An 11,673-nucleotide genomic window follows, 5' to 3' on the forward strand; every position below is an offset into this window, starting at 1 on the left:
ATCGGTCATCCGCAAGACAATTGCCCGGCTACCGCACCCGCCGTATAGTTAGCCACCCCGCCTAGCTTGGCGCGCCTCTTGCGCCACCCACCGCCTCCCCGCGACCCACCTATGAAACTCAAGCCGATGGTGCTGCTGGCATTGGCCGGCGCCCTTGGCTGCACCGCCGCGCCATCCGCGCAGCGTGAGCCGCCCCCCCCGCCCGAAGTCGAAGTCGCCCAACCGGTCGTGATGCAGCTGGTCGACTGGGACCCGTACATCGGCCGCCTCGAGGCGGTTGAATCGGTCGAGGTGCGGGCCAACGTGAGCGGCTACCTGATCGAGCACTACTTCGACGAAGGGCAGACAGTCCAGCAGGGGGACCCGCTGTTCCTGATCGACCCCCGCCCGTACCAGGCCCAGCTGACCGAGGCGCAGGCCGGCCTCAACCAGGCCCAGGCCGACGCCGCCGAGGCGCAGGCCGCGGTGCTGCAGAGCGAGGCCCAGCGGGGCCAGGTCCAGGCGCGGCTCGACCTGGCCGAGTCGCGGCTGCGGCGCGCCGAGCCGCTGGTGCCGTCCGGCGCCATCACCGCGGACGACTACGACATCATGCTCAGCGAGCGCAAGCGCGCCGACGCCGACCTCAAGGCGGCCGACGCCACAATCGAGTCCGCCAAGGCCCGCGCGGTCGCGGCCGACGCCTCGGTGACCTCGGCCGAGGCCGCTGTCGAGACCGCCCAGCTCAACCTCGACTACACAAAGATCACCGCCCCCATCTCGGGGCGGATCAGTCGACGCGAGGCGACCACCGGCAACCTCATCACCGGCGGCATCCCCGGCTCGACGCTGCTCACCACGATCGTCTCGCTCGACCCGATCCACTGCTACTTCGACGCCAACGAGCGGGCCCTGCTCAAGTACACCCGCCTGGCCCAGAGCGGCCAGCGCGGCAGCTCACGCGACGTGAAGAACCCGGCCTACCTCTCGCTGGTCGACGAGGAGGGCTTCCCCCACAAAGGCCACATGGACTTTGTCGACAACCGCCTGGATGAGAACACCGGCACCATGCGCGGCCGGGCCATCTTCCGCAACGCCGACCTGCTGCTGGCCCCCGGCATGTTCGCCGAGGTCCGCATCCCCGGGAGCGGCCAGTACGAGGCCATCCTGATCCCCGACGCCGCGGTCGGGTTTGACCAGGCGGAGCAGTTCGTCTTCGTGGTGGGCGAGGACAACGTCGCCGAGCGGCGGGTGGTCTCGATCGGCCCGATGTCGCACGGGCTGCGGGTGGTGCACGAGGGGCTGAGCAAGGATGACGCCGTGGTTGTGAACGGCGTGCAGCTCGTCCGCTCCGGCGCGCCCGTCACGCCGTCCGCCGCCACCGTGGTGGCCGACAGCGGCGACGGACTGCCCACCTCCTACCAGCCGGTCCCGCGCGAAGAGTGGCTGACGGTTCGCACTCCTCAAGCCTCGGGCAACGGAACGCCAGAGCTGGGGAGCGTCGGCAAGTGAAGTTTGCACACTTCTTCATCGACCGTCCGATCTTCGCCACCGTGCTCTCCACGGTGATCGTGCTGCTAGGCGCTATCAGCTACACACAGCTGCCGGTCGCCCAGTATCCCGACATCGCGCTGCCAACGGTCGTCGTGCGGGCGAGCTACCCGGGCGCCACGCCGGAGACCATTTCCGCCACGGTCGCCACGCCGCTCGAGCAGGAGATCAACGGCGTCGAAAACATGCTGTATATGGAGTCGCAGTCCACGCCGGACGGCTCGCTCCAGCTGACCATCACCTTCGAGCTCGGCACCGACCCGGACGACGCCCAGGTGCTGGTTCAGAACCGCGTGGCGGTCGCCGAGCCGCGGCTGCCGGCAGAGGTGCGTCAGCTCGGCGTCACGACCCGCAAGAGCTCGCCCGAGCTGCTGCTGGTGGTGCACATGATCTCGCCCGACGACAGCCGGGACCAGCTCTACATCAGCAACTACGCCTACCTGCACGTGCGCGACGCCCTCGCCCGCATCCCCGGCGTCGGCGACCTGACCGTGTTCGGCGGCGCCCAGTACAGCATGCGGGTCTGGCTAGACATCGAGAAGATCGCCGCCCGCGAGATGACCGCCGGCGAGGTGATCGCCGCGCTCCGCGAGCAGAACGTGCAGGTCTCGGCCGGCTCGCTCGGCCAGCCGCCGGTCGACGAGAAGGCCGCGTTCCAGCTGGCGATCGCCAGCAAGGGCCGCCTGCGCTCGCCCGAGGAGTTCGGCGATATCGTCGTGAAGTCCGGCGAGAACGGGCGCCTGACCCGGCTGCAGGACGTCGCGGAGATCGAGCTCGGCGCCGAGAATTACGACGTCAACAGCTACCTGGACGAGCAGAACGCGGTCGCCATCCTGGTGTTCGCCCGCGCCGGCGCCAACGGCGTCGCGACCTCCCACCTGGTGCAGGACGTGATGGAGGAGGTCAGTCGAGACTTCCCGCCCGGCGTCGACTACCGGATTGTCTACAACCCGATGGAGTTCGTCGAGGACTCGATCGACGAGGTCTTCTCCACCCTCATCATCGCGACCTCGCTGGTCGTGCTGACGGTGTTTATCTTCCTGCAGCGGTGGCAGGCGACCCTGATCCCGATCGTGGCCATCCCGATCTCGCTGATTGGCGCGTTCGCCATGATGCGGGCGTTTGGGTTCAGCCTCAACAACCTCTCTCTGTTCGGGCTGGTGCTGGCGATCGGCGTCGTCGTGGACGACGCGATCGTGGTCGTGGAGAACGTTGAGCGTCTGATCGGCCAGGGCCTCGCGCCAAAGGAGGCCACCAAACGGGCCATGACCGAGGTCGGGTCGGCGTTGATCGCCACCACCCTGGTGCTGATATCCGTGTTCGTGCCGACGAGCTTCCTGCCCGGCATCAGCGGCGAGTTCTACCGCCAGTTCGCGCTCACCATTGCCGGCGCCACGACCATCTCGACCTTCGTGTCGCTCACGCTGACTCCCGCTATGTGCGGGCTTTTGCTCCGCCCCACCGACGCCAAGCAGGGCCTGCTGACTCGGACCTTCAACCTTCTGTTCGGCTGGTTCTTCCGACCGTTTAACAAGGTGTTCGACTGGTCCGAGAGCCTTTACGCGGGTCTGGTGCGGCGGACGATGCGCGTCGCGGCGCTGGTGGTGCTGCTCTACGCGGCGGTGCTCGGCGGCGGCTACTACGCCAGCCGCGCGGTGCCGCCCGGCTTCATCCCCGACCAGGACCAGGGCTACTTCATTGTGGTCGCCCAGCTGCCCGACAGCGCCTCGCTCGGCCGCACGGACGACGTGGTCCAACAGATCAGCGAGATCGCCATGCAGACGCCCGGCGTCCGCAACGCGGTCGCGTTCGCTGGTTTCTCCGGCGCCACCCGCACCAACAACTCGAACGCCGCGGCCGTGTTCACCGCGTTGGAAGACGCTTCCGACCGCGCGGCCCAGGGCCTGACCGCCGACGTGGTGCTGGCCGACCTCCGCCAACGGATCTCCACCATCAAGGACGCCGGCATCTTCGTGCTGCCCCCGCCGCCGGTCCGCGGCATCGGCAACGCCGGCGGCTTCAAGGCCCAGGTGCAGGACCGCTCCGGCGCCGGGTTCCCCGCGCTGCGGGACGCGACCAACAAGATGCTGGCCGCCGCCAACCAGGAGCCCGGCCTCGTCCAGGTGTTCAGCACCTTCCGCGCCGACTCGCCGCAGCTGTTCGTCGACATCGACCGCCAGAAGGCGGAGATGCTCGACGTGCCGGTCGGGCGCGTGTTCGAGGCGCTGCAGGTCTACCTCGGCTCCATCTACGTAAACGACTTCAACCTCCTCGGCCGCACCTACCGCGTCACGGCCCAGGCCGACTACCGTTTCCGCGACGACATCAACGACGTCTACCGGCTCCGCACCCGCAGCTCCGACGGCGCCCTGGTTCCGATCGGGACCGTGGCCGAGGTCGAGCGCCGCACCGCACCCGACCGCGTGGTCCGCTACAACCTGTTCCCCTCCTCCGACATCAACGGCAGCACGCTGCCCGGCGTGAGCACCGGCCAGGCGATGCGGGCGATCGACCGCATCGCCGAGGAGAACCTCCCCCCCGGCTTCGGACTGGAGTGGACCGACCTCGCGTTCCAGGAACGAAAGGCCGGCAACCTGGCGCTGTTCATCTTCCCGGCCTGCGTGCTGTTCGTGTTCCTTACGCTCGCCGCGCAGTACGAGAGCTGGCTGCTGCCGCTCGCTATCATCCTGATCGTCCCGCTCTGCCTGCTGTTCGGACTGTTCGGCGTCTGGCTGCGGGGCATGGACAACAACATCCTGACCCAGATCGGCCTCGTGGTGCTGGTCGCGCTGGCCTGCAAGAACGCGATCCTGATCGTCGAGTTCGCCAAGGCCCTGGAGGACGAGGGCCGCACTCGAGTCGAGGCCGCGGTCGAGGCCTGCCGCCTCCGCCTGCGGGCGATCCTGATGACCGCGCTCTCGTTCGTGCTGGGCGTGGTGCCGCTGCTGATCGCCACCGGCGCCGGCGCCGAGATGCGACGCGTGCTCGGCACCACCGTGTTCAGCGGTATGCTGGGCGTCACCGCCGTGGGCCTGCTGCTGACCCCGGTGTTCTACGTGGTGCTGCGGGCGATCGTCGCTCGCAAGGCGGCCGAGCAGCCGCCCAAGACAGCCTGATCGTCGCCCCTCAGACCGCCGGTTGGCCCGCAGTCCGCCGCAGCCTAAACTAGTGCAGCTATCCGCTCGGCCCGGTAGCTCAGTCGGTTAGAGCAGGGGACTCATAATCCCTTGGTCGGGGGTTCGAGTCCCTCCCGGGCTACTTGACTTACAACGACTGCTCATCCCTTCGGTACAGAATTCGGTACAGAATTCCCCTCGGGGCTCTCTGCCGGGTACACTTGGGGTAGCGACTCTGGCGGCGTGGTGTCGGCTGGCACCGACCACGGACGCCCGCGAACTCTTCGGCTCGCTCGTGTGGACCATCACCCACAGTCGAGGAGTTCGCCCTATGGCCCGTCGCCCCAGTCCGTGGTTCCGCAAGGACCGCAACGCCTGGTTTGTCACCATCTCAGGAGAGCGGCACAACCTCGGCCCTGACAAGGCCGAAGCGTTCGAGCTGTTCTACCAGCTGATGCGTCAGCCGACCTCGAAGAAGGTCAGTCCCCGGTCCTTCGCCTCGGTCGCCGACGCGTTCTTAGAGTGGACGCTCCGCAACCGCGCCGAGGAGACGTACCACTGGTACCGCGTCCGGATTCAGAGCTTTTTGGACGCCAACCGCGACATGCGCATCGACTCGCTCCGGCCGTACCACGTCGAGCAGTGGGCCGCCGTCGACGGCCACTCGATCAACACCCGCCGAAACCGTATGCGGGCGGTGAAGCGGTGCCTGCGGTGGGCCTGCAGCCAGGGGTACATCGAGACCAACCCGATCGCCCATCTGTCTGTCCCGAGCGCTGAGGGGAGGGAGGTCTACATCTGCCCGACGGAGTTCGAGACGCTGCTCTCGTTCGTGCGGACTGAGCGGTTTGCCGAGCTGCTCAAGGCAACCTACCAGACCGGCTGCCGCCCGCAGGAAATCCTGCGGGTCGAGGCCCGCCACGTCGACCTCGCCAACTCTCGCTGGGTCTTCCCAAAATCAGAGTCCAAGGGCAAACGCACTCCTCGGATCATCTACCTATCGGAGTATGTGCTGGAGCTGACTTCGCGGCTCGTCGACCAGCACCCGACGGGAAAACTGTTCCGGAACAACAGTGGCGGCCCTTGGACGACGTCGTCAGTTGGCTGCCAGTTCACCAACCTCCAGTGTCGCATGGGCAAACAGCGGATGCGCGAGCTCTCGGTGCGAATCCCCGAGGCCGCGATCGCCAAGAGAATCAAGACGCTGCGGCCATGCCGAGTCTCCGGAGGGCGCGAGGTAGCCAAGACGCCAGCCGTGCTGCGAGAGGAAGCCAAGCAGAAGCTCACGGCGCTCGAGGCTAAGAACCATGCCCCCCGGTACTCGCTCTACGCGTTCCGACATTCGTGGGCGACGAACGCCCTGCAGACCTCAGGCCTTGACGGCCTGACCGTCGCGGTGCTGATGGGGCACAAGGACCCTTCGACCCTTGCCCGGACCTACCAGCACCTCTCCCACAACCCGGCCCACCTGCTGCAGCAGGCCCGGAGGATTGCGGTCTAGCAACAGAAACGGGGCTTGGCCGACTGGCATCGGCCAAGCCCCTAGAACGGAGCGAACGCTTCGGCTCACTCGTGTGGCTTGTCGGCTACGCCGAGAGGTGGCGCAAAGGCTTTCGGGTGACCATTGCCTGCGGCTCGCGCGTGGACCGCGACTGGCGGCACGATTCGAGGTACTCCCGCAGGTCGCACTCGCTTACTCGGATCACGCCGCGACCGTTGCCAATCCGGTGGCAGCTCAGGCGGCCGCTTTCTACCAGCCGGTAGACGGCGGAGGTGCTGATCTTCAGTCGTTCGCCAACCTCCGGCACGGTCAGCAGCTGTAGGGACGTGGGGGATGGTTCCATGCGGAGCAAGCCTCGGTTTAGAGGGCGTTCGCCTGCTCCGTGGCGGTGATGACGTCATTGAGTCCTTGTTGACTCAGGGGTAGTTTGCCGCCGCTTCACGGCGGCGGAGTAACGGGTTCCTCTTCTCTGTTCCTACTTCCTCCGTGGGGGCTCGATGCCGAGACGCTGGCAGGCATCGATGGCGGCTTCATAGAGCGTTCCGCCGAAAGCGGCCTGGCAAAGATCGAGTGTCGTGCCTTCGGAGCCACACCCAAAGCACTTGTAGACGCCGCGGTCCAGGTTCACGGAGAAGCTCCTGCTGGTTGCCGACGACGACTTGTGGATAGGGCAGGGGCCCCGGAGCTGGGGTCCCTTCCTCACTACCGGCCTGAACTCAAGGATGACCAGCACCTGCTCGATGCCGACCTCCTGCCTGAGTGCCGCGTAGTCGATCAAACCAACTCGCTGTCTGTTGTCGTGGTGTTGCATGGGAGCACCCTAACACTGGTCGAACTGCTAAACAAAAACTCGCTGCTGAAGTAGAATCGAGGTGTGGTCGCTCCTACTCTCGTCGGTACTATCAGCCGACTTGACCATCCCTGCTGCTAGTATCTCTGTTGGCACTCCTGTTCTTCCTGCCAGTCGCTCTGTTCGGGCTACGATTCCTTGACTTCGTTCACCAACCATGAAGAGACGCTGCTCCGCACCTTGGCGCTCGAGGTGCGGCTCTTCAGCCTTCCCCAGGCGGCCAGGCTTCTCGGCTGCAGCACATTGCAAGCCGAGGCGACCGCAACCCGATTGCGGGAAACTGGGTACGTCACGGCAGAACCTAGATTGGTGTCCGTTGCCGGTGACGCGATCGCTCCGCTATACACGTGGGCCAAGGGAGACGGCGTTCCCTACTTCCGACCTGCAGCCTACCAGCTCCGCAAACGATGGCGTACGCCGGGCGAACAGCTGCTTCTGTATCCAACCGACAAGGCCTGCCGCCTGCACGGCGGGGACTGCACCAGGCCGCGGTCCCAGGGAGAAACCGACCACGACCTCTGGGTCGCGAGCGTCTTCCTGCACTACCGGCAACGCGACCACGGCGGGGCAGAGGGCGCCTGGGTGTCAGGCGACACGCTCCGCTGCCGGGGCGAGGTCGGTGTCTTTGACGGCCTAGTTCCTGACGCATGCTTGACTCGTGCTGACGGATCGATCAAGAGGGTTGTTGAAATCGGGGGAAAGGGGTACGGGGCGACCAAGCTTGCTCGGCTCCACGACTGCTACTCGCAGCAGGCCGCCTACGAGCTGTGGTGAGCTAGTAGCCGTAGTTCTTCTGGAAGTCCAGCATCTTCTTGGTCGGCACGTCGAACTCGGGATGGAACCGTCGTGCGAAAAACTCTTTCAGTAGTGAATGGGGGCGGTTTTCGCACTCACACCCGTAGTCGAGGAAACGGTGTGGGCGTTTGCTTCCCAGTAGGATTACAGCGTGTCTGAAGTTGGTCTCCCGGAGCTGGCTCATCTGCCACTCGACCTGGTCCAGGTCGAGGCGGCAGCTGTCCAGACCCTCCAGATGGGTTCGCAGCAGGAAGTAGCCTGCCGCCTCTTCGACGTCTCGCTTGAGACTACCCGCGGTGTGGTCACTCCCGCTCGGCGCCTTGAGCGTGAAGGAGACAAGGCCGTCGCCTCCGACGACATGCACAACGTCGCCGGGAGCACAGAACCGCTCGACAAACACCGGCAGCTCGTCGGCGAACCGTTCATGAGCGGCAATGGCTAGCTCTTCGGACACGAAGACAAACCACTCGCTGTTTGGACTGGGGTCGATTCTCTCATAGGGGTGGTTGCAGCCGGCAAACGTGATCCCCAGCAACATCAGAAAGGTACGCATCGTTGGCTACTCCAGATTGCCCGGCATCTCTTCGTCCCGAAGCTTGCTGAGCAGGTTCTCAAACCGCGTGATCCTTTCCGCGTGGACAGGGGCCTTGTTCTTAGCCAGGTGAGCCGCCAGCCACCGCGGCTGCTTGCCGCCGCCAAGGGAAGGGGTCGTCAATTCAATGGGCGACTCCCGGCCAATCAACGAGGGCGATTCCGGCCAGGGTGTGACCCTGCTTACCAGATGCTGCTCGTGCGACTCCGCGAAGTAGGTGTCGGTAATGATGGGCTCCTCGAACTGCCCGGCCGAGACCACCACGAAGCAGCGGTTGGTCTTGGCGCTCGTCTCCTGGATCTCCCTCCGGGTCAGGAGCGGCTCAATACGGTCGGATTCTGTGTCGGCGTCGAAGGCCCGTCGCCCGAAATAACGGAAGTCGGTCGCAGCCGTTCGGCTGCCCAGCGGCCGAATGGTGTCGCGGCTCAACGCCTGAAGGTTGCGCACATCTTGCTCGCCGAAACAGCTGTGCAAGCACTTGATACCGCAGTTGTCCCACACGACCTGCGAGAGATCCAAGTCACGCAGCTTCATGGTGTCGACCGATTGCGTGCAGAGGCAGAACGTTAGGCCGACGCCCGCCGCGCCAGTAAGGATGTTCTGGGCGTTTCGCGACACCAGGTGGTGAAACTCGTCAATAACGCAGAACGTGTGGGGCAGAGGGGATGGGTCCCCCGAGTGCTCATTCGCGATCCGGGTGGCCGCCGCGAGCGTCGCCGATAGAACGAGTCCCGCGACTAGACGGGCCACCGGGCCCTGGTTGAGAGCGTCAACACTGACGATCACGACGTGACGGTTCAGTATCGCGTCTACCATCTGGATGACGTGTGGGTCATCATCGGCGGGCTGCAGGTGCGGCAGATGGCTGAGCAGGTTGAGCGTGCTCAGTAGGCTGTCGCTGTCCCGGGGCGCTGCTCGCGCGTGCTTCTTGATGTACCGAATCGCCTCGCCGATGGTCGGCGACTTGCCCGCCCGCTTCAGCGACGAGAGGTGGTTGCACACATCGAACAACAAGCTGAGGGTCTGGACGGTGAAGAAGTTGGCGCCGTACCCACCCCCTAGGTCGAGGTTTAGGCTGGTGAGCAGGTTCGCCGACAGATTCGCCGCGTCATCTGCCCTGCCTGTAAACCCGGCGAGCGGATTGAAACGCCAGCTGTGGTAAGGCGAGAGGGTGAGAGACTGGACCAAGCGGCCTGCGTCCACCGCCATGCGGTCAACCGAGTTGCGAAACGCCTTGTCGGCTTTGGCGTCGATCACCACCAGGGCCGAACGGTTCTCTCGGGTCATCTTCTCGCCACCGGGCAACATCCACGACTCATCGAACGGCAGGAGCATCTGCTCAATTGCGGGCAGTACAGTGCTAGCGGACTTGCCGGCCCGGCTCATTCCGAGCACATACATATGAGTGCGATGCGCCAGTAGACGCTGGACAGCAACCAGCGTTCCCTTCTTCTTGCGGGTCGCTCGCTCGTTCTCGGTCGGCTCGACGTACTCGTCCCTGCGAGCCGCCGGCGTCGGCTTCTCGTCGAAGGCGCGTGTGCCGAGGATCAACTTGTTACGCTGGTATACGACCATGCCTAGCTGTGCCTACCTACCATTTTCTCGAACGTCTCTTCGGTAGGGACCACCGAGACGGTGATTCCGGCGAGCTCACCGAGCGGTGGCGATGTCCGATAGGTTTCAGTGATCAACTGCTCAACCTCCTTCTTGCGGCCCTCACTCGCGACCAGGACCGAAAGCTGGTAACTCCCGTCGTCCACCCAGTGGCCGAACCCCTTGCTATGCTCGGTAATGTGCCGGCGGATCTGCTCACGGGCATTCTTATTGGCCGCCTTGCAGTGGTAGACCCGAGCCAGCGTGGGGACACCTTGGCGCCTTGTCAGCACGTGCCGGTAGTTGTGGAACGGGCAGGGGAGGTTCTCTGCGGCAAACAACGGCTTGAGTTCCTGATAGGTGACCAGCCACCGTCGCTCTTCTCCCAAGAAACAGTAGTAGACAAGGGCGATGTCGGTCATCTTCGTCGTGTGTCCAGCCAGGTAGACGCCCCGACGCGCAAAGAATGAGTCCCCGCGAAGTCGCTCTAGCTTCCCACAGTCGCAGAGCGTTGAGATTGCATCGTCGACCTCCTGCAGCTTGTCGCGCCGCTCGACTTCGGCCGGCGACAGCACGGCGGCCGCCACGGCCTCCAGGAAGCTCGCCTTGTAGCGGCTAAGATGCAGCAGTACCCGCTGGGGGAGCGGTGCCAGAGATTCATCTTTGTCAAATAGCGTAGCCAACGTTGTTGGTGCTCTCAGTAGTCGGTTGGTCATGGAAAAAGGAAGGAAAACCCGCCCACCAATGGTGGACGGGGGCTGAGAGCACTCAACCTAGCCAGTGAAGCCTGATCCTCCACGCTCCGACCAACACCATGCCTAGGCTCAGGCCCGACAGGATGAGATAGAAGAACAGCTGGACGAGTTCGCGAACCGTGTCGTGCACCTCGCGGATGCGCACGGCGTATTCGCTGACCTTACTGACCCGTTCTCCATCACGTTTCCCTTTGCTTTTTTTCTTTGGCATTGGGCTTCCCTCCTTAAAGTGACCCGGTCCGTCGCTCAGAGTGAGCGGCGCTACGTGAACCAATGGTTCACGCAAAGACCAAGTCGGGTTAACGGGGATGGCGTCACTGGCCACTCGTGAGCTTCTCCAGATCGATCCGGACCCAATTGCCGGAAGCGGCGCGGTTGTCTGCCTGCCTGCCAAGGTCGCCTTTGCGCGACTCGAACTCGACCTTCTGAACACCGACGACTCGCCCACTCTGGTAGAGGCTGACCTCCGCCAAGACGGTCCCCACGCCCAGGTGCTTGTTGAGCCACAGCGTGCACCGCCCAAGGTCAACGTCTGGCTCGACGCAGATAAACTCGTAGTTGCCTCCCATGACAGGAACGCCATCTCGGGTCTTGGCGCCGCCGTAGCGGATGTCATTGCAGAGCCTGCCGAGCCCGGGCACTCTTGGCTGCTCGTACCAAACCTCCTCGCCGGTCTCGTTGTCGACCAGGTACAGGTCAAGATCCGTAGCCGTGTCTTCGGACTCGTCCTGGCAGTAGTCCAGCCGCAGGACCTTCAAGTAACCGGGGAGACGCGGGTACTTGGCCAGGAACGACTCCCAGGAAGGCCCGGGCAGGGTGACCAGCCCCCCCGGACAGTACCAGTATCTATGTTAAGGCCAGCAGGCCGCTCGCTTGGCTCGCTGTAGGCGTAGCCGGAAGCGAGCCAAGCGAGCGGATCGCCTCGGGGGCTGGGGGCCGGTAGC

Annotated in this window: 11 protein-coding genes and 1 tRNA gene; 5 read left to right on the forward strand and 7 right to left on the reverse strand. The window is 64.8% G+C overall.

Going from position 1 to position 11,673, the window contains the following annotated elements:
• Positions 1-111 precede the first annotated feature (111 nt).
• The 4 genes from KOR34_RS11775 (at position 112) to KOR34_RS11790 (ending at position 6,144) form a co-directional block, all read left to right on the forward strand.
• Positions 112-1,488 carry an efflux RND transporter periplasmic adaptor subunit gene (locus KOR34_RS11775; protein ID WP_228714587.1) on the forward strand — a complete coding sequence of 459 codons (1,377 nt, stop codon included), beginning with the start codon at positions 112-114 and terminating at the stop codon, positions 1,486-1,488.
• Positions 1,485-4,643, forward strand: a complete 3,159-nt coding sequence (locus KOR34_RS11780; RefSeq protein ID WP_146564776.1) for an efflux RND transporter permease subunit — start codon at positions 1,485-1,487, stop codon at positions 4,641-4,643. Before KOR34_RS11775 ends, KOR34_RS11780 begins: the two co-directional genes overlap by 4 nt.
• A 68-nt stretch (positions 4,644-4,711) precedes the next feature.
• Positions 4,712-4,785 (forward strand) — tRNA-Ile (locus tag KOR34_RS11785).
• A gap of 189 nt (positions 4,786-4,974) precedes the next feature.
• Positions 4,975-6,144 carry a tyrosine-type recombinase/integrase gene (locus KOR34_RS11790; protein WP_146564777.1) on the forward strand — a complete coding sequence of 390 codons (1,170 nt, stop codon included), beginning with the start codon at positions 4,975-4,977 and terminating at the stop codon, positions 6,142-6,144.
• Between the two features lie 85 nt (positions 6,145-6,229).
• Here KOR34_RS11790 and KOR34_RS11795 read toward each other — a convergent pair whose 3' ends face one another.
• Positions 6,230-6,487 (reverse strand): helix-turn-helix domain-containing protein, encoded by a 258-nt coding sequence (locus tag KOR34_RS11795; protein WP_146564778.1) that lies wholly within the window; start codon positions 6,485-6,487, stop codon positions 6,230-6,232.
• Positions 6,488-6,619: 132 nt separating this feature from the next.
• Positions 6,620-6,955: a CHC2 zinc finger domain-containing protein gene (locus KOR34_RS11800; RefSeq protein ID WP_146564779.1), complete on the reverse strand. Its 336-nt coding sequence runs from the start codon at positions 6,953-6,955 to the stop codon at positions 6,620-6,622.
• A gap of 348 nt (positions 6,956-7,303) precedes the next feature.
• On the opposite strand from KOR34_RS11800, the gene KOR34_RS11805 reads away from it, so the two are divergent.
• Positions 7,304-7,768, forward strand: a complete 465-nt coding sequence (locus KOR34_RS11805) for a hypothetical protein (RefSeq protein WP_146564780.1) — start codon at positions 7,304-7,306, stop codon at positions 7,766-7,768.
• Position 7,769: 1 nt separating this feature from the next.
• On the opposite strand, the gene KOR34_RS11810 is transcribed toward KOR34_RS11805, so the two are convergent.
• The 5 genes from KOR34_RS11810 to KOR34_RS11830 all read right to left on the reverse strand — a co-directional run bounded on the left by KOR34_RS11810 (position 7,770) and on the right by KOR34_RS11830 (position 11,487).
• The gene (locus KOR34_RS11810) at positions 7,770-8,342 is read right to left on the reverse strand and encodes a hypothetical protein (RefSeq protein WP_146564781.1); all 573 of its coding nucleotides are present in this window, start codon (positions 8,340-8,342) and stop codon (positions 7,770-7,772) included.
• A 6-nt stretch (positions 8,343-8,348) separates the two neighbouring features.
• Entirely contained in the window at positions 8,349-9,956 is a 1,608-nt protein-coding gene (locus KOR34_RS11815) for a hypothetical protein (RefSeq protein ID WP_146564782.1), read from the reverse strand.
• A 2-nt stretch (positions 9,957-9,958) separates the two neighbouring features.
• Positions 9,959-10,657 carry a hypothetical protein gene (locus tag KOR34_RS11820; RefSeq protein WP_146564783.1) on the reverse strand — a complete coding sequence of 233 codons (699 nt, stop codon included), beginning with the start codon at positions 10,655-10,657 and terminating at the stop codon, positions 9,959-9,961.
• An 85-nt stretch (positions 10,658-10,742) separates the two neighbouring features.
• Positions 10,743-10,940 carry a hypothetical protein gene (locus KOR34_RS11825; RefSeq protein WP_146564784.1) on the reverse strand — a complete coding sequence of 66 codons (198 nt, stop codon included), beginning with the start codon at positions 10,938-10,940 and terminating at the stop codon, positions 10,743-10,745.
• Between the two features lie 103 nt (positions 10,941-11,043).
• The gene (locus tag KOR34_RS11830; protein WP_146564785.1) at positions 11,044-11,487 is read right to left on the reverse strand and encodes a hypothetical protein; all 444 of its coding nucleotides are present in this window, start codon (positions 11,485-11,487) and stop codon (positions 11,044-11,046) included.
• Between the last annotated feature and the right edge of the window lie 186 nt (positions 11,488-11,673).

The sequence above is a fragment of the Posidoniimonas corsicana genome, assembly GCF_007859765.1.
GTDB classification, from domain to species: domain Bacteria; phylum Planctomycetota; class Planctomycetia; order Pirellulales; family Lacipirellulaceae; genus Posidoniimonas; species Posidoniimonas corsicana.